The organism is Candidatus Methanoperedens sp. BLZ2 (assembly GCF_002487355.1).
GTDB lineage: Archaea > Halobacteriota > Methanosarcinia > Methanosarcinales > Methanoperedenaceae > Methanoperedens.
The window spans coordinates 121,672-143,719 of sequence record NZ_NTMG01000068.1 but is presented as its reverse complement, the minus strand read 5'-3'; the positions used below and the strand labels follow the sequence as shown (position 1 = coordinate 143,719).

At 37.4% G+C, this 22,048-nt stretch carries 27 protein-coding genes; 8 read left to right on the top strand and 19 right to left on the bottom strand.

What is annotated here, in order from left to right; genetic code table 11:
* Positions 1-70 precede the first annotated feature (70 nt).
* The 5 genes from CL181_RS14370 to CL181_RS14345 all read right to left on the bottom strand — a co-directional run bounded on the left by CL181_RS14370 (position 71) and on the right by CL181_RS14345 (position 5,875).
* Complete coding sequence (locus CL181_RS14370) at positions 71-862, bottom strand: class I SAM-dependent methyltransferase (RefSeq protein ID WP_097300004.1); 792 nt, start codon at positions 860-862, stop codon at positions 71-73.
* Positions 863-953: 91 nt separating this feature from the next.
* Positions 954-1,715: an SDR family oxidoreductase gene (locus CL181_RS14360; RefSeq protein WP_097300003.1), complete on the bottom strand. Its 762-nt coding sequence runs from the start codon at positions 1,713-1,715 to the stop codon at positions 954-956.
* Positions 1,716-1,829: 114 nt separating this feature from the next.
* Positions 1,830-2,408, bottom strand: coding sequence for a dihydrofolate reductase family protein (locus CL181_RS14355; protein ID WP_097300002.1), 579 nt, complete (start codon positions 2,406-2,408; stop codon positions 1,830-1,832).
* Between the two features lie 393 nt (positions 2,409-2,801).
* Complete coding sequence (locus CL181_RS14350; protein WP_097300001.1) at positions 2,802-5,330, bottom strand: tetratricopeptide repeat protein; 2,529 nt, start codon at positions 5,328-5,330, stop codon at positions 2,802-2,804.
* A gap of 140 nt (positions 5,331-5,470) precedes the next feature.
* Positions 5,471-5,875, bottom strand: coding sequence for a GyrI-like domain-containing protein (locus CL181_RS14345; RefSeq protein ID WP_097300000.1), 405 nt, complete (start codon positions 5,873-5,875; stop codon positions 5,471-5,473).
* Between the two features lie 122 nt (positions 5,876-5,997).
* On the opposite strand from CL181_RS14345, the gene CL181_RS14340 reads away from it, so the two are divergent.
* The 5 genes from CL181_RS14340 (at position 5,998) to CL181_RS20525 (ending at position 7,489) form a co-directional block, all read left to right on the top strand.
* On the top strand, positions 5,998-6,204 hold the full coding sequence (locus CL181_RS14340) for a hypothetical protein (RefSeq protein WP_097299999.1): 207 nt from the start codon (positions 5,998-6,000) through the stop codon (positions 6,202-6,204).
* Positions 6,201-6,464 carry a type II toxin-antitoxin system mRNA interferase toxin, RelE/StbE family gene (locus CL181_RS14335; RefSeq protein ID WP_097299998.1) on the top strand — a complete coding sequence of 88 codons (264 nt, stop codon included), beginning with the start codon at positions 6,201-6,203 and terminating at the stop codon, positions 6,462-6,464. Before CL181_RS14340 ends, CL181_RS14335 begins: the two co-directional genes overlap by 4 nt.
* A gap of 152 nt (positions 6,465-6,616) precedes the next feature.
* Complete coding sequence (locus CL181_RS14330; RefSeq protein WP_255251584.1) at positions 6,617-7,021, top strand: nucleotidyltransferase family protein; 405 nt, start codon at positions 6,617-6,619, stop codon at positions 7,019-7,021.
* Between the two features lie 81 nt (positions 7,022-7,102).
* Positions 7,103-7,336 carry a nucleotidyltransferase substrate binding protein gene (locus CL181_RS14325; RefSeq protein ID WP_217993179.1) on the top strand — a complete coding sequence of 78 codons (234 nt, stop codon included), beginning with the start codon at positions 7,103-7,105 and terminating at the stop codon, positions 7,334-7,336.
* Between the two features lie 3 nt (positions 7,337-7,339).
* Positions 7,340-7,489 (top strand): hypothetical protein, encoded by a 150-nt coding sequence (locus CL181_RS20525; RefSeq protein WP_176505239.1) that lies wholly within the window; start codon positions 7,340-7,342, stop codon positions 7,487-7,489.
* A 36-nt stretch (positions 7,490-7,525) separates the two neighbouring features.
* Here CL181_RS20525 and CL181_RS14320 read toward each other — a convergent pair whose 3' ends face one another.
* Positions 7,526-8,788 (bottom strand): hypothetical protein, encoded by a 1,263-nt coding sequence (locus CL181_RS14320; protein WP_097299996.1) that lies wholly within the window; start codon positions 8,786-8,788, stop codon positions 7,526-7,528.
* Positions 8,789-9,111: 323 nt separating this feature from the next.
* Between CL181_RS14320 and CL181_RS14315 the strand changes: the two genes are divergently transcribed.
* Entirely contained in the window at positions 9,112-9,621 is a 510-nt protein-coding gene (locus CL181_RS14315) for a flavodoxin domain-containing protein (protein ID WP_097299995.1), read from the top strand.
* 64 nt (positions 9,622-9,685) lie between these two features.
* On the opposite strand, the gene CL181_RS21570 is transcribed toward CL181_RS14315, so the two are convergent.
* The 12 genes from CL181_RS21570 to CL181_RS14260 all read right to left on the bottom strand — a co-directional run bounded on the left by CL181_RS21570 (position 9,686) and on the right by CL181_RS14260 (position 19,569).
* The gene (locus CL181_RS21570) at positions 9,686-10,060 is read right to left on the bottom strand and encodes a DUF6713 family protein (protein ID WP_369332920.1); all 375 of its coding nucleotides are present in this window, start codon (positions 10,058-10,060) and stop codon (positions 9,686-9,688) included.
* A gap of 87 nt (positions 10,061-10,147) precedes the next feature.
* The gene (locus CL181_RS14310) at positions 10,148-10,402 is read right to left on the bottom strand and encodes an NAD(P)-binding protein (protein ID WP_097299994.1); all 255 of its coding nucleotides are present in this window, start codon (positions 10,400-10,402) and stop codon (positions 10,148-10,150) included.
* Between the two features lie 172 nt (positions 10,403-10,574).
* On the bottom strand, positions 10,575-11,141 hold the full coding sequence (locus tag CL181_RS14305; RefSeq protein ID WP_141398923.1) for a hypothetical protein: 567 nt from the start codon (positions 11,139-11,141) through the stop codon (positions 10,575-10,577).
* Positions 11,142-11,436: 295 nt separating this feature from the next.
* On the bottom strand, positions 11,437-12,147 hold the full coding sequence (locus CL181_RS14300) for a hypothetical protein (RefSeq protein ID WP_097299992.1): 711 nt from the start codon (positions 12,145-12,147) through the stop codon (positions 11,437-11,439).
* A gap of 30 nt (positions 12,148-12,177) precedes the next feature.
* Positions 12,178-13,176 (bottom strand): hypothetical protein, encoded by a 999-nt coding sequence (locus CL181_RS14295; RefSeq protein ID WP_097299991.1) that lies wholly within the window; start codon positions 13,174-13,176, stop codon positions 12,178-12,180.
* A gap of 81 nt (positions 13,177-13,257) precedes the next feature.
* Complete coding sequence (locus CL181_RS14290) at positions 13,258-14,460, bottom strand: hypothetical protein (RefSeq protein ID WP_097299990.1); 1,203 nt, start codon at positions 14,458-14,460, stop codon at positions 13,258-13,260.
* 208 nt (positions 14,461-14,668) lie between these two features.
* The gene (locus CL181_RS14285) at positions 14,669-15,679 is read right to left on the bottom strand and encodes an NAD(P)-dependent alcohol dehydrogenase (RefSeq protein WP_097299989.1); all 1,011 of its coding nucleotides are present in this window, start codon (positions 15,677-15,679) and stop codon (positions 14,669-14,671) included.
* Positions 15,680-15,711: 32 nt separating this feature from the next.
* Entirely contained in the window at positions 15,712-16,338 is a 627-nt protein-coding gene (locus CL181_RS14280) for a bifunctional 2-polyprenyl-6-hydroxyphenol methylase/3-demethylubiquinol 3-O-methyltransferase UbiG (RefSeq protein WP_097299988.1), read from the bottom strand.
* Complete coding sequence (locus CL181_RS14275) at positions 16,331-17,101, bottom strand: DUF4386 domain-containing protein (protein ID WP_097299987.1); 771 nt, start codon at positions 17,099-17,101, stop codon at positions 16,331-16,333. The genes CL181_RS14280 and CL181_RS14275 overlap by 8 nt, the downstream gene beginning before the upstream one ends.
* The gene (locus CL181_RS14270; RefSeq protein ID WP_097299986.1) at positions 17,094-18,080 is read right to left on the bottom strand and encodes an NAD(P)-dependent alcohol dehydrogenase; all 987 of its coding nucleotides are present in this window, start codon (positions 18,078-18,080) and stop codon (positions 17,094-17,096) included. The genes CL181_RS14275 and CL181_RS14270 overlap by 8 nt, the downstream gene beginning before the upstream one ends.
* A gap of 29 nt (positions 18,081-18,109) precedes the next feature.
* Positions 18,110-18,832, bottom strand: coding sequence for a DUF4386 domain-containing protein (locus CL181_RS14265; protein ID WP_097299985.1), 723 nt, complete (start codon positions 18,830-18,832; stop codon positions 18,110-18,112).
* A gap of 11 nt (positions 18,833-18,843) precedes the next feature.
* The gene (locus CL181_RS14260) at positions 18,844-19,569 is read right to left on the bottom strand and encodes a DUF4386 domain-containing protein (protein ID WP_217993178.1); all 726 of its coding nucleotides are present in this window, start codon (positions 19,567-19,569) and stop codon (positions 18,844-18,846) included.
* A 276-nt stretch (positions 19,570-19,845) separates the two neighbouring features.
* On the opposite strand from CL181_RS14260, the gene CL181_RS14255 reads away from it, so the two are divergent.
* Both CL181_RS14255 and CL181_RS14250 read left to right on the top strand, forming a co-directional pair.
* Positions 19,846-20,175 carry a hypothetical protein gene (locus CL181_RS14255; protein ID WP_097299984.1) on the top strand — a complete coding sequence of 110 codons (330 nt, stop codon included), beginning with the start codon at positions 19,846-19,848 and terminating at the stop codon, positions 20,173-20,175.
* A 60-nt stretch (positions 20,176-20,235) separates the two neighbouring features.
* Entirely contained in the window at positions 20,236-20,610 is a 375-nt protein-coding gene (locus CL181_RS14250; protein WP_097299983.1) for an ABC transporter substrate-binding protein, read from the top strand.
* 68 nt (positions 20,611-20,678) lie between these two features.
* Here the strand turns inward: CL181_RS14250 and CL181_RS14245 are convergent, their stop codons facing one another.
* Complete coding sequence (locus CL181_RS14245) at positions 20,679-22,046, bottom strand: B12-binding domain-containing radical SAM protein (RefSeq protein WP_097299982.1); 1,368 nt, start codon at positions 22,044-22,046, stop codon at positions 20,679-20,681.
* Between the last annotated feature and the right edge of the window lie 2 nt (positions 22,047-22,048).

Genomic DNA, 22,048 nt, shown 5'->3' with positions numbered 1-22,048 from the left:
ATATGAAGGGATATTCATAAGGATAGTTTCAGCAAAAAAGATTACACTCCCTTAAATTTTTTCATATGACTTAGTTCTTCTTACAATAATATAATGCAAAAAAATCATCCTTATGACGAATTTCAAATTCAAATCCTGATTTATGGAGCATTTCCTCTATAATCCAATCGAAGGTTGAATATTCTTCCTTAATATGCATTTGCGCTTCCTCTGCAAAATTTATTCCTGCTTTTTCTTTTATGGCATCAATCCAATTGTCGATTTTATAGTCATATTCTTCAACTGGAAATGAAAAAACGACATCATCTAAATAAAAAGTCCCGCCATTCTTAAGCAATTTATAGATTTTTTTTAGGGCAATCATTTTCCAGAAGTCCGGCAAATGATGCAATGCAAGATTTGAAACGATCATATCCAGATCTCCGTTATGCTCATAGCTTAAAAAACCCGCCTGACAAAAAGAAATATTGCTCATCCCCATTTTTTGTGCTTTTTGTTTTGCATAAGCTATCATTGCAGATGAAACATCGATAGCATAAACCTTATTACAATGCTTTGCCGCTTCAATTGCAAAATTACCTGTTCCCGTTCCAATTTCAAGTAATGAATGTTTTTCCCCCAGGCATATGGATTCAATTATATCAGTTGCTTCTTTTTTAACATCCCTGAATTTTTCCATCTGCATATCATATGCCTGGACATTCGAAATATCCTGATAATCTGTACCCACCTGAACTGTTTCATCATAGAACCATTTCGTATTTGATTTCATAATTGCTTCTTTCAACGTTTTAGCTTTTTGATAAATTTTTTCTCTCTGCTTGCCATCGATAGACTTCCAATTTGGATTATCCTTGATCATACGCTTGCCTTAAAGTTTTTATGTCAATTTTATCCATTTGAAGCATTGCAGCCATGACTCTTTTTGATTTCTCAGGATCTTTGTCCTGCAACTACTGTGAAACAAGTCCTCCATCCACGACCATCGGATGACCCATGACAAACGAAGCCGCATCTGAGCACAGCCATACCACAGCCTCAGCTACCTCTTCCGGTGTGCCCAATCGTCCTGCCGGTTCAAGTCCGATAAACTGTGCTTCAAACTCTTGTTTGCCGCCTGTGACCCTTTCTACCATCGGCGTACGGATAACGCCAGGGCATACGGCGTTAACACGAATACCCCTTGCTGCATACTCCAGCGCTGCCGTGCGCGTTAGCTGAATTATGCCGCCTTTGGAAGCGCAGTAGGCAGGCATGTCCCTGAAACCTACAAGTCCGGCTACAGACGATGTATTTACTATGGCACCACCTTTCTGCCTGAGCATCTGGGGTATCTCATACTTCATGCACAGCCACACACCTTTAAGATTGATGTCGATAACACGATCCCAGTTCTCCTCGGTGCAGTCTGCTGTAGAGGCGCTGGCTCCCTCGATACCTGCGTTGTTGTGGGCGCAGTCCAATCTGTTGTAGGTCCTGACTGCTGTGCTGATCAATTTCTCAACATCGGAAGCCTTTGATACGTCAGCTTTAACGAATACGGCTTCATGACCTGTATCTTTAATCATCCTCGCTGTTTCCTCTCCGCCTTTGACCTGCACATCAGCCACAACGACCTTTGCCCCTTCCCTGGCAAACGCCAGCGCAGAAGCTCTTCCGATCCCGGAACCGCCGCCAGTCACAAGTGCAACTTTGCCCTCTAAAGATCCAGCCATTTCGGCGCCTCCTTTGTATTTAATATGTTTTGTTCAGATTCCGTAATAACCCCTTCCTTTATAGGACATCTATTCCCATCCGGCTTATAATTATCCCATCCCTCCTTTTTTTACTTATTTTTCAGGGGCCAGATAGCGAAGCATGACGACCCCATTACTGAAGGTCTTAGCTTCGAGAAGCTTCAGGTCATGTTTTTGCCTGATATCCTTAAACAAAGGTTTTCCGATTCCCAGGACAACAGGATGGAGTAATAAATGATACTCATCAATTAACCCAAGATTTGTAAGTTGCTGCACGATACTGGCACTTCCGATGACCAGTATATTCTTACCCTTCCCTTGCTTCATCTTTACTATTTCTTCAGGGTTGATCTCTCTTAGAAGCTTTGAATTTTTCCATTCAACGCCTTCCATAGAATGAGAAAAAACAATCTTGGTTATATTGTTGATCTTATGCGCCATTTCGATATCGCCCTGTGAGGTTGCCGGATGTGAAGCAGCCGTGGGCCAATAGCCCTCAAAAATTTTGTACGTTGTTTTTCCAAGAAGCAGGGTGTCAGCATTGTCATAAAGATCGCTTTCATATTTTCCCATTTCATCGTTAAAAATACCCAGGACCCATTCCATTTTATCTTCCGGATCGGACATGAGGCCGTCTAACGTGTAGAATTTTGATGCGATTATTTTTCTCATGATGGTTTCCTCCCAAATTTTGATAGCGAAAGTTGCCTTCTTAGCTTCGAGATGTTACGTTTGCAAACAAAGGTTTCCCACAACCGTTAATGCTTACAAATGTCGCCCCTTTTCTCATAAATATTGTTATGGTTTTAAGATTGATAAATATATTGTTTTGGGTTTTGGAAATAACATATTGTTATTCTCTTTATTGGTATCTGAACTTCACTTAAAATTTTGAGTATGTATTCGGGTCAAGGATATTCAAACGATGCACATAACATCCATAACCGTAACCGACTTCGGGCTGAAAGCACTGAGGTATCCACAGCAGAGCTCTAGATCTATTCTTTGTTTAAAAGGTAAGAAAATACTCGCAAATTACATACTAAAATTGAAACGAAAAGTAGCTTATTGCTTCTCGAATCCAAGTTTATCCCTCAATTCTGATAGCTCTGGGTCAATCTTTATAAATTCATCTATAATCTCTCTTGCTAAATTTATATCAATTCTAATGGATGAATATACTAATAAAAGATCACTATCTATATCAGAGCAATTGAATTTCAATACGAATTCGGCTAATTGTAATATCTCATCATGAAGCAGTTTTATGTCTTTATTTGTAAGGTAATCTTTTAATATGTAGGCTTTGGTGTAGCACTTTATGGCATCCTCATATCTGTTTAAATTACGAAAAGCTGCTCCTTTATCATTCCAAGCTTTAGCATAATTAGATTTGAGATTTATAGCCTTATCAAAACAATTAATAGCTTCTTCATGTTTGCCCAAATTACCAAGAGCTGCTCCTTTATTATTCCATGCTTCGGCAAAATTAGATTTGAACTCTATAGCTTTATCAAAGCATTTAATGGCTTCATCCATGTTATTTAAATTAGAAAAAGCTACACCTTTATTATGCCAAGCATCTACAAGAAATGGATTAAGCTCTATTGCCTTATCAAAGCATTTAATGGCTTCTTCATCATGTTTGCCTTCGGCAACATAAGCTGAACCTTTGATATGCCATGCTTCGGCAAAATTAGATTCGAGTTCTATAGCCTTATCAGCGCATTCAATCGCTTTTTCATTTCTGCCTAATTTAACAAAAACTGAACCTTTATTATTCCATGCCTGAGCGGAATAAGGGTTGAGCTCTATAGCCTTATCAATGCATTCAATGGCTTCCTCATTTTTGCCTAAATCAAAAAAAGCTGCACCCTTATTACTCCAAGCAGACGCAAAATAAGGGTCGAGCTCTATAGACTTATCAAAAAATATAATGCCCTCCTCATTTTTGCCTAAATTAGAAAAAGCTGAGCCTACTATTAAAGTGTAAGCATCAACTTTCCCCTTATTATCACTAAGTTTCTCAAAATACTCATCAACTTTCAATTCATTCAATAGCCAATATATGTCTATCTTTCCTTTTACTGAAGCTTGGAATAGTGAAGATATCGAAGAGAGAATTAAAACATCGTTCTTTAAATTAGAAATCTTATCTAAAGCATCTCTTAAGTACTGAACTCTTAAACGATAAACATGATTAGGCGTTGAACCATTGTTGAATAAATAGGATAGCCACTCCAATGCCCATAAATGGTGGATTACTACCCATTTTTTATCTTTTTGACGAAGAGTTGCTTGATCTAGATAATAGATATCTTGGCTTATCTCCAATTTTTGTATTATATCTTCATCAGCAGGTTTGAATCCTAAATCTAGCAGAGTGCAAACTAACATTGCAACTATTTTATTTTTATCATTTTTAATGAATTTATCATGCCTATCTCGAACGTGTTTAGACAATCCATTACCAGTCATAAGAAATCTAACAATTATTGGATTACCGTTAGTTTCTCTGAAAATTGTATCTATCTCATTATAATTTAATATTTTTCCATATTTTTCATAGAATTTTTTGACTTCAATTTTGGAGAAGGATTTCGCCTCAATTCTCAGATGTCTCAATTCGTCTTGAAATTTGTATATTGCCTCCCTCGTAGGCTCATCCAATTCACTAATATGATCAGTAACAAATCTGTCAAAATCCGGCTCTCTTATAGTCAAGAGGTATTTAATTCTTAACTGGGTCGTCACTTTCCCATATATCAATCGATATATTGGTGAATTATCTTTTATATGGGCATTATCAACAGCTATTAGAATCCTATCGCTGCCCAAGGACTGTATATAATCTTTGGCTTTTTCAAAATCAATCTCACTACCTTCATTGTATAATACATCAAATCCATCCTTTAAGTATTCACAAATGACCCTCATCCATATTGTGGTCTTAGATGTTCCACTTTCACCTACTATTATTGCTTTGCCTTTTTCTTCCAGTTTATTCTTAACATCATCCACTATCTCTCTCCTATAATCTTTATTATGGTAAATTGCTGATAAACCAAAAGAAAATCCGTTTAGCCAGTCCTTAAACTCATTTTTAGACTCTTCATCGGTCAATTCGTGTGCAGAAAGTCTTCTTAATCCACTTTCATTAAAAAGAATTTGGGTAAGACGTCCTTCTGCTTCTTTAACCACCTTTTCAATTCCTTTAACCTCTCGCCTCATATCTAATATAAGGCTATTTATCCAATTTTTATCTTCGGCTTTAACAAAATCCTTATCTGTAACTATCTCGCAGATTGCTCTAGCAAGCTCTTTCTTTAACTCTTCATTGCCCTTTATTTCTTCTATCAACTCTTCACTACTTTTATCTTTTGAATTTACTAAAAATTCTGCCAACAATGTAAATCCAGCCCCAGTCAAGAATTGAGCTTCAGTAGAACCTGAAACAAAAACAAAACTCATTAATGAGGCAAGAATAGTGGAAGTTCCGTTATCAATGCTGGTCTTAACCCTTTCTTTAATCTCCTCATATAAGTTCTGTGCTTTATCCTTATAATTGGATTTAAGGAGTTCAAAGAATTGCATAGGCTTTATAGAAGCTATTTACGATATTATACTTTTGTGAGTGCATACGTTTTTAATAAAAATAGAATACAATGCAATGATATTAGTGGTGGTCGAAAAGATGAATCGATAAGGAACTTAGAAACATAATAAACAAAACCTTACTCTCTCAATTGCACCCATAAATCAAACACCCATTCATTCGGCGGCATCCCTTCATGCCAATTTATTTGCTCTTCGAATCCATTAAACCAACCATGATCGCCTTTCCGCATTCCAATATATTCATATTTGTTCTCTTTTATCCAGTTCCATAGATGTTCCCGGGCATTTCCAATGTTCTCCAGATTTTTGAATCGAAGAACCACATATAGCCCGCCCGGTATCTGCCTCATATCAATATCCCCATCCGACTCAATGTCCCGGCCGACCGTCAGGAAAAATTCATAGCCTTTCCGGGTTGTCAGTCGGATATGTGTTCCTGCCGAACACACGAGCCCCCTTTCCAGGCAACCCTTTTGGCTTAGCCCAGGCCAGGCTGATATTGAAACTGCTATCAAGGACATGGTCAAAGGGAATTTTGAGGGGTTGGGGTATAAATAAAATCAAGGCTAAGTTTAAGAATATTCTAATAAATCTAAAGTTCAATGTAGAAAATGGTCAAAATAAAAAAATTTGGAGATACAATATGTCTGAAGCACAATTATTACAAAAAATAGCATCCGACCTTGATTTCTTAAAAACAAAAATAATATCCATCGAAGAAACCATAGAGGATATAGATAACGATCTGCATCATGTCAAGCCAGAGTATATCCGAAAGCTTGAATCAATAAAAAAAGAAGGTACTGTTTCCAGTTCAGATTTTGAAAAGAAATTTGGTGTCAAGCTTTGAAATACAATTACGAAATCAGCAGGCAGCTTGAAAGGGAATTGGATAAACTCAGCAGAAAAAATAAAAAGCAATTCGAGATAATTTTGAAAAAGATGAGCGAAATACTGGAAAATCCTCAACATTACAAACCGCTCCAGCATGATATGAAAGGATTGCGAAGAGTTCATATCGATAAATCCTTTGTACTTATTTTCGAGATTGTTGAAACTGAAAATAAAGTGATTTTTCTGGATTTTGACCACCATGACAATATATATTAAGTTTGAATTTGAGATTTAGAGAAGATTAATCCTCGATCACATATATGTCAACCTCGGCGCCTCAATTTTAGCGCCACGGCTTTTATTCTTATCTGGCTATCAAAATAATTTCGAAAAATCGGAACCATAGCTTTAATATAGTAATTTATATATTGAATAGTTGCGATGATACTAAAACGTCTGGAGCTATTAAAATTAAGCAGGAGAAAAAGAGGCCTGGAAAATTGATGCCAGAGCTTGCAGAGTATGATGAGAAACTGAATATTTATGAAAAGAGTTTAAACCAGGTAAAAAAAATAGTTCTCGATATCTTTAGAGGAGAGGAGATCCAGATCATATTGTTCGGCTCAAGAGCAAGAGGAGATTTCAATAGATTTTCCGATATTGACATAGGCATATTGCCAAAGAATGAATGTAATAAGAAGAAAATAACTATTTTGAAAGAAAAACTTGAAGATTTGAATATCCCTTATAAAGTTGAAGTAGTGGATATTTCTAAAGTTTCGCAGATTTTCAGGGAAAAAGCATTGAAAGAAGGGAAGGTATGGAAAAGCTGAGATTAATTGCAGACGATGCGGGAAAAGCACTAAGGACATTAAAAGAGATAACTCTGGAAATTATTAAAGGAATATCTGAAAGTGAAAGAAGGGATAATATGTAATTCCCCAAAATCATGCTTCAGGGAAGCTTTTAATGTGAAATTGCTGACAGAAGAAGAGACAATAAAAGCGCTTGAAATGACTGATGACAGAAACCTTACTTCACATACCTATCATGAAAAAGTGGCAAAGGAAATTTATTCAAAAATTAATGATTATTATAAATTTATGAATAAGGTTTATCAAGATATAATGGAGAAGCTAATTGTTTAAAATTTGAGGCAATTCGATCTTGATTTCTTAAAAACAAAAATAATATCCATCGAAGAAACCATAGAGGATATAGATAACGATCTGCATCATGTCAAGCCAGAGTATATCAGAAAGCTTGAAAGAGAATTGGATAAACTCAGGAGAAAAAAATAAAACGCGGATATGTGTTCCGAATACACGGGTTCCGATTCAAGTTCGTTTCCTTATTAAAAAGAATAATATTACTATCGAAACAATTGCTCCTAAAATTTCAAATCCGAGTGTAGATTTTATATCGAATCCATCATTATCTGTGGTTCCTAAATCAGAGGCATTTGTTTCCCTGATTTTTACAAGCCAGGCATCGATATTCCCTGCTCCGTACGATTCTGAGTCGCCCGCAAGTAGATAAACAGATTTAGAGACCTCTTTAACTGTGTTGATCTTGTCCTTCTCTGGCCCATCATATACTTTCTTCCACTTCTCTTTTCCTTTTGCATCTGTCTTTATTATCCAGGCGTCCAGATCGCCCGCCCTGTTAGTATAACCCGCAAAAACATATCCACCATCTGAAGCCTGCTGGACAGATGAGACAAAATCTTCATCATATCCCCCAAATATCCTGTTCCATTGCTCGTTACCACCTGCATCAGTTTTTATGACCCATGCATCATAATCATTTCCCATCAGTCTCCGGGATAACTTAAAGCCTCCAAGGATATAACCGCCGTCTTCTGTCTGTGCAACTGAATAAGCCCCCTCAGGCTCTCCTGCCTTTCCAAAGGTCATGTTCCATTGCTCAATGCCTTTAGCGTCCGTCTTCATGATCAGGACATCTATGTCATTATTACCTGACCCTGAGTAACCTGCCAGGACATATCCTCCATCCAGGGTCTGATAGACTGAGGTTGCCATATCACCCTGTGGTCTTTTTGAGGTCGCATTCCACTCCTGATCTCCGCTTATATTAATTTTTGTGAACCATAAATGAGAAATAGTCATGGACTCGGATAATAATATAATATTCCCGCCAGCAAGGATAGAACCTCCATCTGAAGTCTCCTCAATAGCTACGCGCATAAAATTATTATCTATCCGCAGCGTCCTGTTCCATTCCTCCCGGCCAAGAAGATCGGTTTTCATCAACCAGAAATCCCAATCATTAAAACCTCTGATTATATATCCTCCATCCCTGGCTATTGAAACCTTCATTCCCTTTTTTCCTGCATATGTCCTGTTCCATTGTTCATTCCCATCCGGAGCGGTTTTTATGAGTAAGGCGTCGTATGAATCGGTCATGTTAACTGAAGTGGTTTGAATATTTCTTGAGCCGGTTATTATGTATCCTTCGCCGGGAATTTCAACAACAGAATTAGCTTCATCCCATAATTCTCCTCCATAAGTCCTGCTCCATTCCTTTACTGGAGTTGCACCTGCGCCATTTGTTAATAATAAAAATAGTATAGGGGACATTATCACAAAAGTTTTTGCTATCGTTAAAGTTTTTCTATAAATAATAAAAATCACCATATTATTTACATTTTGTTATTGAGTTAATTCTATATAAAGATAGTGATTATTCTTCGGTTTTTTATAATATGAGTTCATACGATCATCTCCACTTGCGACGAGATGCCGGGATAGCGCCCCTCAAGACACTCCAGCACTTGATCAGCAATTCGCTCCTTTTAAGAAATAAAGCGAAAGCTTATATCCAGATAACATCTAACATTAACAATAATGATTGACTTGGGAGCAATAGTATCAATCATTCAATAAAAAAAGGAGAGAAAAATATGCCTAAAGTAATTGTTATATATCTGAGTACATCAGGAAATACAAAAGCGATGGCAGATGCCATTGTGGAAGGTGCGAGTTCAAGAAATGTTGATGCTAAAGCTGTGAATTTCAATGAAGCAAAAATGGAAGAAATAATAGCTGCAGATGCGATTGCGATTGGCTCTTCTACCTTCAATTACAAAATGCTTCCCCCAATGGAGAAATTCCTTCAAAACCTTGAAAAAGCAAACGTAAAAGACAAAGTCGGCGCTGCTTTTGGATCTTATGGCTGGAGCGGGGAAGCGCCTGTATTGATCGCTGAAAAAATGCGTGAGCTTGGCATGAAAGTATTAGATCCGGTATTACGCGTTCAATATCAACCTGGCGAAAAAGATCTTGACGAATGTAAAAGGCTTGGAAAAGACATCGCTGTAAAAGTGAAAAAGGTCCCTGAAAAATCCACACGTGGGTCAAAGCTTGAAGATGCAGGCGTGCGGGAAGTCAAAATGGGAGAAGGGGGTCACTAACAAAGCTAAAATCGACCTCATCTGGCTTTTATTTGAATCGGAAAGCCCACTGGCCATATAAAAATCAGCCTGTAAGTAAATAAATCGTGGTAGCTGCTTGAATTATCGATACAATTAGTGTTGCTGTTAATATGAATAATGAGATGGGTGTATTAAATTCATTTCTGCCTTTTTTAATAAAAAATATATGGATTGTAAAAGCAAAGATTCCTGAGAGGCTCAATAACAATGAAAATATCAAGCCTGTAAAGGATTGCTGGAATACCAGGATTAATCCGTATAAAACAAAATAAATGAGAAAGAGATGTATGATCATGAATCCGGTAACTCCTCCCGGTAATTTGAATATATCCCATTCTTTCCAATAGGCTGAGTCGATCTCATGATTTATTAATAGCACAGAATTAATTAAGTAAATCCAAAATAAAATTTCTAACATACTCTTGTTCCAATCCGGATAATAGTTTAAATAATCCTTACAAATATTTACAATTTGCGTATGGCATTTTGGGAAGAATGTCTAAAATTAGAAAAGCAGTTTTAAACGCAAATAACCCCATACAATATGCCAGATCAGGTAATATGCGAGCCTGAATGGACACATCAGGAAATGAATGCCACCATCGATTGTGTAGCCTTTGCTTTTCCAGCATGTGGCCACTCCGCCCGGCTTGGTATGGTGCACGAAGATATGTGTTTGATAACCATTCATCTGTGAGTAGCAGCCTGTGGAAAGACCCGCCAGACCTGCACCGATGATAATAATAGATTTATTAGTCATTTTTCTCCCTCAATTTTGGGTAATCAGATTCTTCTGGTATCGCTTTATCGCCTGCATTCCTACCATCATGCATGGTTACAATCTTTTGCGTTAGCAACTATAGGGGGCGTCTTGTGGCGCAAACGTAAAATCTACATGAGAAATGATTTTAACCAGGTTTAATATGAAATGTTTAATCCTTTACCTCGTTAGTTTTTTTCTCCCCTGAAATATTCAAATAAAATCCAACGATAGCGGCATGATATAATATGAACCAGCCGCTTGAGAGGATCAATTGAAGAATTTTAAACCCGGGATTTTGTATTAATTGAAAGTAATCAAATCCAGAAATTGCAACATATCGGCTTGCTATTAACAACAATAAGGATATGTTGGATGGATTTATAAAATTCAATAATAGAATGAATATGAGACATAAAATAAGCTTATTCCTGATGATATCAATTGATTTTTTTGTTCCCTCTATAAATGTCTTATTTTCCAGGACAATTATAACAGGCACCAGGAATAAGATGAATCCAAGGATCATCTCAAAAATGCCAATAAAGAATCCAATTATTCGGATAACAGATTCAGGAATTAATGTAAATTGAAACCTGGAAAAATTAAACATAGAAAAAGTTACAAAACATACAGCGAGAAAATCCAGAATAAAAAATATGAATTTATATTTAAGAAGCAGTACAAAATATCTGAATATCTTCTCTTTCCAGAAGCTTAATCTTTGCTGTCCTGCCATGTATTCCTTCATTGAAAGTATGATAAGTGGAATAATGCCAATCCAGAATAATAAATCTAAAATATTTTTAGGTAGTTGCGTCAATACAACTTCAAAATATTGCCCAGTAAGAGAAAGGTCATTATTTGTGTAAGAATTCGGATCAAATATGAAACTTTTAAAAATAATAAAAGCCAGAACAATAGCAAAAAATTTCCATGAGAATATTAAAAACTTAAAACTGTTTGTTAATATATTCTTTAAAAGCATTATTGTTCGAATTGAGAATACCTCTCATAACCATCTGAGTCCATATTTACCATCTTCCGAATTCTTTTAAATAAACGTAAACTGGTATAACCGAATACCATGTGAAAATAATAGAATCCAATACAATATTTATTGCATAGTAAGCCATCGGAACACTATAAAAAACAACTCCTGCGATAGAACTGCCAAGGAAGAGATATAAAAATGGTATCGTTAAAAAATAGATCGTATTTGATTTTTTATTGCGGGCAAACTCTTTACTTGCCTTCATTCCATCAAGCACTCCCCGATTTTCAAGCATTATAAAAGGAATTGTGTAAAAATACCAGATCGTGAAATACATGCCTGGAATAATTAAGAGCAAAGTCCCTGCTGAAATCATCAAACCAATAAGAAAGCCTGAAGCTATGAGTATGGGAGCTTTCTTAGATGTAAGTCCGGATGCGGTTCCCAGATTTACATCTTTATTTTCAAGTATATTTTTTATTGTCACTGTATATATGCCTTCAATAATTGCATAAATTATACATAATAAAATTGAAGATATTATAAAATATGCTAAAATCGATGGAAGGACTGGCATTAAATCTTCAATTGATTTTATGTTGCCCGGTATATCAATATATGACCTGGCTAAATAATCCTGCAATCTGGAAAATAAAACTAGAATGATCATTGGAAGCAAGATAATTGGCTTGTTCAGAATGATTTTGAATGTTTCATTTAATACTTCTTTTTTATTAACTTCTTTATTCATTTATGCCACCTCTAATTTATTTCTAACAGATCACCAAACACTTGGATTATATTCAAATTTAAATACTTCCACTTTCTCAGGCGGCAATCCAAGATTTACAAACATTTTTTTGAAAATTCCACGATATTTTTCTTCCGGGATTTTTTCTCCTGCACCGAGTTTAATCCCGGGACGCACGCCACCCATGCGGTCTATTGTAATTATATACTCTTGCCCCCTGTCCTTGAAGATTATCCGTGTATTTGGAATAATAAAATCTAAGAATCCTATCTTTTTATCCTCACTGTAGAATGTTTCTTTAAACCATCCGTCTCCAACCGTAGAAGAAATACTTGAATTGGAGCTTGCCACCTTCAAATCGGAATACAAAGCAGCAACATTGATCTCTTTTCCAATGCTGATTTTTGTTTCTGGACCTTTGCCTGCAGAGTCTTTGAGGTGCGTCAAATAATTTCTTGATTCCACATCATTGATGCCAAACATCAACCTGAACTTTTCAATGATCCATTCATCTGGTGGAAGATCCTCTGGCTTAAATGGTGAATACGTACCATCTTCCTTAAAGAACGATATTTCAATATCATTGCTTCCCTGGTATTTCACTGTTTTAAAATACACTTTTTCATTGTAGAAATATCCTGCTGACCAGAATCGATATTCTTTACCGAACCGTTCGTCCAGTTCTCTTATATTGGATGGATGTACACCGAATTCTTGTATCGAATCAGCACCAGTTGGCACATCGACCCTGTATCCGGCTTTTTGTGCATTGGAGATAATCACGTCGTAGTCAATTTGTCCAAGATTACTTCCCTTGGCTAAATAATTGGCTTGATCTGAAGAGACAAGAATAAAAGCAAAGGATGCATAAAATGAAATTAATAAGACTGCTGCAAATGTTATAGTTATAGCTGCTTTTTTCAATATAGACCAGTGTCTTTTTCTCCATATCCAGACAATTCCGCCTATAATTCCAATCGCTATTAATACCTCTATAAATATGGGTATAAGTATGATACTATCAATCATATTGGCTCTCCTTCCAGTTATCTTGCCCCGGATTTCCTGCCGATTCCCATAATCACTATTTCATTTTTGAATGATCTTTCCTCAGTCATACATCATACTCCCAACGGAAAGCCTTACAACCTGCCATCCTCGGATCAGTTTCTCATTCCGTTGCGTGCTTATACGCATATCTCTTCCCCAGCCGTTATCCCTTTTAATAGAAATACTAAACATTGCGCCATCTTCTTTTGAATATATCCATACATCTACGGGGTCATGTATTTCTCCAAAACGTGTGGTATTACTCGTACTCAACGTGAACCCATTAACAAATTTTTCCTCTGCTTCCTGATCATGTGCAAGCCATCCACCTGTCTGGTTCATTTTTATTCCAATTGGCCCTGATCCACTTATCTTAAAGGCTTTACCATGATCAGTATCAATTATTTCAGCTTTCGAATATCCGGATATTGCCGGATTCCCATACATTTTCATTACAATACCATCTTCAAGAATGACCGGAACAAACACTGTTGCATTTCCATCGGCTGATGAAATATCAATAGAAACATCTGTAGTTGCATACTTTGCCACACCTAAAAAAAGGCTTGCAGAAGCAAAAATTATAATAAAGGCCAGGATTATCCCTGCACCTCTGGTTATCTTTAAGAACCTGGGAATTTCCCGTACAGTATAGGCTGTCCTTTCAATAAAATACATTCCAAATGCTATTGAAGCGCCGGCTATCCCTATTTCAAACAATGTAAGAATAATGCCAATGATAAGCGCATATAAACCACCCCCTGTCCAGGTAGAATTAACATAAACGACAATGTTTTGGGCATATAAATTTAAACCATAACCCAGAACTGCGCCAGAAATACATGAAATAGTCATTATAACTATGTTCTTGATCTTTGGAAAACCTAATATTGGACCCACAAAAACAAGCGTTACTAATAGGGGATCAAGAAGGCCATATATTTTAATATACTCCCCGAATAAAAGAAACCCTGAGACGAATCCCCCAACTATCCCGGCTGTGGCATATTTTATTGATGCCACCGATGATTTTTTTTGTCCCCCGAAAACATACCCGATATATAGGCCAAAAAGGCCATAAATTATTAAAGATGCAAATGCAAATGAAACTCCTATTAAATCTAAGGAACTAACCGAATTTAAAATTGTGATCATATAAAAAGCTATATATCCAACACCAATTCCCATCAGCAGCCCAAGTGCACCGTGTATTCCATAGCTGCTAAGACTTTTTATGTCTAATAGATCGTTATTGTTATTCATTTCATTTTACCTTCAATTCAATCAATTTTTCTAATTTTTAGATTTGTTCTGCCTGTCCTTTGATCGGACAAACTCGATTGGTAATTATAGCGTCTAAATACTTAAACTTGTCTATAAATAGACGAGCTGGTGTTTATTTTTGCTATACTAGTTACATATAAAAATATATTTACTTTATGTTTGCACAGGCAAATCCATAGATTTAATTCTATCTGAATTCATTTTTTGTATCCTTTTTTTTATTATGTCCCACAGTAATTACTGCTTTTCCTTTATTATGTCCTTTTTCGACATACCTGTGAGCCTCAGCAGTCTGTTCTAAAGGAAAGCGTCTATCAATGACTGATTTTATCTTTCCAGCCTCAATAAGCTCTTTGATGAAAATCAGATCTTCTTGTTTATCGATCGCCAGCGCACATATTACTCTCTTGCTGCCGATCATTGAAGTCCATAGCATTTGAAAAAGCTGTTTCATCTTAAAGCTGGCTAAAAGATAGCGTCCGTTTTGTTTTAGTGAGCTTTTACAACGTGAAAATGAACTCTTGCCTAATATATCAAAAATAAGATCATAGGTCTCGCCGCTTTGGGTAAAATCCTCTTTTGTGTAATCAATCACCTTATCCGCTCCTAACGATTTTACTAATTCAATATTCGCAGAACTGCATACGCCGGTTGTTTCTGCACCAAGGTATTTTGCGATCTGCACGGCACTTGTGCCTACCGCGCCAGAAGCTCCATAAATAAGCACTTTCTGTCCTTTTTGGATATTGCCTTTTCTAAGAAATCTCAATGCCATATTACTACCTCCTGGAATTGCAGCAGCTTCTTCAAAAGATACATTAGAAGGTTTTATAAATACCATTCCATTTTCTGGCATGCATTTATACTCGGCATATCCACCGAAATTCTCCCCGAATGTAGACGCAAAAACGAGGTCCCCTTTCTTGAATTTTGTTACGTTTTTTCCCACGGATTCTATTTTCCCGGCCAGCGACATTCCAAGGATAGCTCTTTTGGGTTTTCTGATACCCAGATATATTCTGGCCGGAAGCCACATTAAAACTGGAACTGTGAAGCTTCGCATTCTGGAATCTCCCCTGGTTACCGTTGTTGTATACACTTTTATCAGTACTTCATTATCCTTTGGCTTTGGTTTTTCCACCTCTTTTAGCTGAAGAACTTCCGGCGGCCCGTATTTTGTATATATAATCGCTTTCATAAGTATTCCTCCAATTTTATATGGTTTTGTTATTATGTTACCCCTTTTTTCTTTGCCACAATGAAATATTGTTGTCCACTTTTATCCAAACATTCAGTTTCAACAATCTCAAAATTTCCTTCAGTCATTAAATCTTCTAATTCAGAGATATTATAATATTTGATCGGAGGAATTAATCCTATTTTGCTCACAGGCCATAACAGAACTCCTAAAAATGTCCCTCTGATACAGGGTGTTGCAGAAATAATCAATCCACCCGGTTTCAATAATTCGTTTATCCTTTGCATAACCTTTGGCGTATCTTCCACTAAATGGAGCAGATGGAAACATAAGATCACATCAAATGATCCTGTTTTTAATTTTTCATCAAATATTGTTGTTTGCGTGAAATCTATGTTCTTAACTTTACCTTCTACAGTTTTTCCTTTCGCAGCTTCAATCATTTTGGAGGAGATATCAATACCTGTGACTTTTTTCACACTTCCCGCAATTTCAATGGCTGCTGTTCCAGTTCCACATCCAAAGTCTAAAACCGTGTCGTTAATTTTCAGATATTTTCTAGTTTTTTCAATAATCTTAATATTAGTCGCTTCATCTTTTCTTTCCACTCGATCTAAATACTTCGCCATCCTATCCCAGAACTTTTCTGATTTATTCATTTATTGTATCCCTCTGTTGAACATTTACGCCTTTAATCAGAAGCCATAAGCCAATTATTAGTTCAAAAAGAACGCTCGGTGCAAAAAAAACCATGCTAATTGTATTAACCATTGTCAGCACCGTTGCATTTTGGGGTGCAAGAATATTTGCTAAAGAGTATACGAGAATGAGCGAATATGAAAGAATTCCAAAGCCGGCCAATATTCTTGGAACGTACTTAGACTTGAATAATAAATACAAAAATACTATCAAGTTCATGCCAAGAAATACCATTGAAATGGTAGATCCAGTACTGCGTACATTGAGAAATAATCCGACGATGTCCTGCAACTGTTCCGGTTTAAATACTGTCAAATATGCTTTTCCATTTAACATCTGCAAAGCAAAAAAAGCGACAAGCACCATAACTGCCCCTATAATTGCCTCCATCAATTTCAAAAAAAGCGCAAGCAAAGCAAGATTCTTGTTTACCGGTTTGAGTATTATATAAAGAGCAAGGGCCAATACTACCCCACTGATAGAGAAGAGTAGCTCGTTAGTAATACCGATACGAAATAGCAACTCATTGGCCATTATGTTATTGACTGTAGCCGTGGCATTTCCTGCAACAATAAGTTTTGAGTCCACAAGTGTCCAGTTAAGAGTCCAGCCTATTACGATAAACAGGAACATCAAGCCTGCGACTTTTGCAGCTTTACGTTGTGATGCTTCTTCGGTATGACCTGGTATTTCAATTCCTCCTGATTTGTTAGGTTTAGTCATTATGTCCCACAGTTATTACTACAGTTCCCTTTTTGTGTCCTTTTTCAACATACTTGAAAGCTTCAGCCGTCTGTTCCAACGGATAGCTTCTATCTATAACCGGTTTTAACTTTCCCGATTCAATAAGTTCTAAGAAGAAATTTAGATTTTCAACACTTTCGGTTGATACCCCACCCTTAATTTTCTTACTGCCGATAATTGAGGTCCAAATTATTTTTAGAATATCCTGTAGCCCAAGCATATTTTCAAGATAAATTCCTTTTTGTTTTAACGAGCTTTTACATTGTGAGAACGTAATCTTGCCTACCACATCAAAAATAACATCATAAGTCTCATCACTTTTGGTAAAATCCTCTTTAGTATAATCAATTACCTTATCCGCGCCTAAAGATTTCACCATTTCTGCATTCGTGGCACTGCAGACCCCGGTAACTTCTGCTCCGTAGTACCTGGCAAGTTGAACTGCATAAGTACCTATAGCTCCGGAAGCGCCATGGATAAGTATTTTTTGTCCGGCCCTAACTTTCCCCAGATCTCTTATAAAAAACAGTGCAGTATTCCCTGCTAAAGGAATGGCTGCAGCTTCCTCATAGGTCATATTAGCCGGTTTTATTGCCAACACCCCATCTTCAGATATACATATGTACTCTGCATGGCCACCAAAATTAGTACCGGGTGATCCAAAAACCCGGTCACCTTTTTTAAATAGTTTTACATCTTTGCCGACTGCTTCAATTTCTCCTGCTAAATCAATCCCCAGTATATTTATTTTTGGTTTTCTGAAACCAAAATGAATCCGTGCCGGGAATCTAAACGATCCAGGTACAAATGTGAAGTTACGGACGTTGCAGTCCGTAGTTGTTACTGTTGTTGCATATATTCTTATCAGTACTTCATTGTCCTTAGGGATAGGTTTTTTCACCTCTTTGAGCTGTAGTTCATCCGGTGATCCGTATTTTGTGTGTACAATTGCTTTCATGATTATTCCTCCAATTTACTTTGATTTTGTCATTTTACCTCGTTTGTATCGGTTTTTGGCGACCCTGAGGCGATTGCCGATGGATTGAATCCTTTGACTATCAGCCATACCGCCAGAACCATTTCCTGCACAAGGATCGGGAGAACCAACAACACCTGCATGCCTGAAGGTCCTGAAATTCTTTCGCCGAATGCGATCAATAGAGTCATCAAGAGCAACAATGTGAGCGCGACCAGACCCCATACTGATAGCCATCGTGGGATGAGTCTAAATCGATACATAACGTAGTAGTACATAGCTGCGCCCAGGCAGAAGGCAATCACTGCAAGCACGAAACCCGCCCAAACACGCATTGCCAGAATCGAGGTGCCCAGGACTTGAAAGGTTGGAACTGCCTGAGGCTCTGCGCTTGCATATTCCTGGCTTAATGACAGCAGAGAAAGCAAGCCGAGTGCACTCACAATATAGAACACCGCCTCAATAAGCCTGAAACCAACTGACCCGATAGCGAGACCTTCATTGTATTTCCGCAAGACGGGGTACAGCGAAATCGCGATGCCGGCACTTCCGGCAGCCGCGACAAAGTAAAGAATCGCACCCAGCGCTACCAGGTTCTTGTTTGCAGCAATCTGAACAAGGTAGTCCGGAGCACCCACGATGGATTCCGTAAGACCACTACCCAGTAGAACTGCAGCCGTCGCAATGATAAACAATATTCCTGTAGTTCTTGCGATTTTTTTGTTTGAATTCATTTTATCTCTCCTTAGCTCATATCTACTTTGGCAGACCCGGAAGCGAGTGCGGACGGATTGAATCCTTTAACTATCAGCCATCCTGCAAGTGTCAGTTCCTGGAAGAATATAGGTATGCTCAATAATATGATTGGTGACCCCGAAAAGGGATTAATTTGGAAGAACATCGTCAAGAAGACTGAAGTCAAATGTAATATGATCGCAACGATGCCCCAACCCGACAGCCACCTTGGAATGAGTTTTGATTGGTAAAACACATAGTAATACATCAAAGCGCCCAGGCAAAAAGCGATTTGTGCCAACACTAAGGGCGCCCAAAAACGCACTGCGAGCAGCAAAGCAACTGCTGTTTGAAAAGTGGAAGCAGCAGGAGCATCTGCTTTTGCAGCTTCCTGGCTTAGTGTCAGTAATATTAGCAGGCCGAGTGTAGCAACAATCTGGAATACGTTCTCAATAATTCGGGAACCAACCGCTCCAAGAGCCAGGAACTTGTTATGTTTTTTTAAGACTGGATACAGCCAAATTGCAATGTTCGCGCATGCAAATGCCATAACTAACTCGAGGAACGCTCCCAACATCACCAGGTTTTTATTCCTGGTTAAATTAATAAGAAGATTTGGGTCATCCAGTATGGGTTTCAAAATAACAGCGCTGAATGCGCCTGCAAACCCAAGAAGGAAGAATACACCCACAATTATCGCTGTTCTTCTGTCTGAATTCATTTCTTTTCTATTCATTTTAATCCTCCTGTACGATATTCCACTCGTTTTCAGGTAAGTTCTCTGACAAGACAAAACTCAATCTTAATTAGAACATCTTAATACATAATCTTTACTATTAATCGTCAAGTTGGTGTTTATTATACATATATTAGTAAGATAAAACAATATAATTTCTATATAATTACACATAGTCTTATGATTACAAAAGCATAACTATATGAATACATACGCAAATATATTTAAAAAGGATCTAACTAAATGTTGTCGCCAGAGGCACAATCAGGACAAAATATGAGCCCGCTTGAAAAGTTATTTGGAAAAACAGCACAATTAACTGTACTGGAATATCTCATGAATAATAAAGGAGAGATCAATTATCTTTCAGGGATAGCGCAGGCCACGGGATTGTATCATTCCAGCGTGGCAAGAGTAATTGAACCTCTTTTGCAGAATAACATAATTATTGAGAAAAAGATCGGGAAACAGATACGTTCGTTCTATCTCAACGAGGAAAATGAAGCTGCAAAGCTTCTAATAAAATTCTATGATGAATTGAGATTATTATCGGACGAACAATTGACTTCACCCGATCTGGAAACGCCGGTGGTAGATCATGAATAAAAATATTGATGATAAGATCGTTGATTTGATCAAAAAGAATGAAAATATCTCTAACGTAATATCCATTACCTTGCAGTTTATGTAGCACAGGAAGAAGGGTACTTTGAAAAAGTCGGCCTGATCCCCGGTAAAAATATCAAGTTCATGAAATTCAGGAACGGCCTGGCAATAACGAATGCTTTCACTCACAGGGAAGTTGACATTGCCACGTTTGGTGTGACCCCGCTTTTGAGGTACTGGATAAATGATAATGGAAGAATATACATTATCAGTGGAGTAAATTCAGGTGGCAGCGCACTGATCGTGAGGGCAGGTTCTGACATTCGGTCTATTGATGACCTGGACGGGAAGATTATCGCCACTTCAGGTTTTGGGTCGATTCAGGACCTGGTTATGAGAAAGATGTTCGAAGGGTTTGAGATAAAGACAGTATAATCATTTTTTCTTGCCATTGCCTCTCCTGCAGCCACTTTTACTCCATGATAAACAGCCTTCAACCTGCATCATGTTTCATAATCCTTATATGCATTCTTCATCTGCCTTGCAACTTTCATTCTAAGAGAGATCAAACCCGGTATTTCTTTCAATGGATATCTCCTCATAAATGAAATACTCTTTCCCAGAGGTATTGTATCGAAATACAACGAATTGAGATTATTGAAGAATTCTTTCAAAGGGAGTTTTGTTGGAAGCTGGGTATGAATAAAATCAAAGAGGTCATAATCCTCAGTAATGAGACTGTCTTTAACTTCTTCATACAAATCTGTCCCTGGTAATGGAGTAAGAACAGCAAAGCTTAGAAAAGTGAACTCCATTTTCCTGCAATATTCTTTTAATTCTTTAAAATCTTCTTCATTAAAATCCGGCCTGACAATAAACGATGCATATATCTCTATGCCATTTGAGTGCAATATTTTTATTGCCTCTTTATTATTTTCTGCAGTTGAACCTTTATTGATATATTTAAGGTCTTCATCCCTGAAAAATTCAAGCCCCACAAAGACCCTTTCAAGTCCGATATCTTTCCATATTTTAATAAGGTCCGGGTTTTTTACGATCGTATCGCTTCTTCCATATAGAAAATAACGTTTTTTAATCCCGGCTTCCCTGATCAGTTCAGCAAGTTTTTTCATCCTGCTGGCATCAACCATGGATTCATCATCTGCAAAAAAAACGTATTTTTCCTTGATCCCGGAAAGTTCCCTGACAATGTTTTCCGGCTTTCTTTTCAGATATTTTCCACCTGTCAGCTTCCACAGGGCACAGAAATTACACCTGTTCGGGCACCCCTTTGATGTGCGTATCGATGCAAGCGGTCTCATCCATTCACTGTAATAGTATTTCCTGTACTTTTCCGTAAATTCTCTGGATGGGAAAGGAAAGATATCAAGGTCGGTTACCGGTTCACGAGGATTGATTACCCTCCCTCCATCTTTCAAATAAGATATTCCGGCAATTCCATCAAAGGGTCTTTTTGAAACAAGCCTTGAAATTATTTCCTTGAATACAAAAACTCCTTCTCCCATTACTACAAGATCAATACAGGGATTAAAGAAATCCTCAGGCGCAACCGTTGCATGATGGCCGCCAACAACGGTAAAGATACCGGAGTCAATTGTTTTGATTTTATTAAAAAGGTTTTTGACCGTATTCACATGAACAGTATATGCAGTGATCCCGACAACATCCGGCCTGAATTTTTGCATCTGGGAATCAAGGTCTTTGTCAATCCGCATGTCAAGTATTTTTACGTTATGATCGCTTTTTACACCTGAAGCCAGATATTCGAGCGCAAGCGGCTCATAAATAAAAACATCCTCTCCACCGATCGTTTTTTGGGCTTTCGCCGGCTGTATCAGTAATATTTTCATTT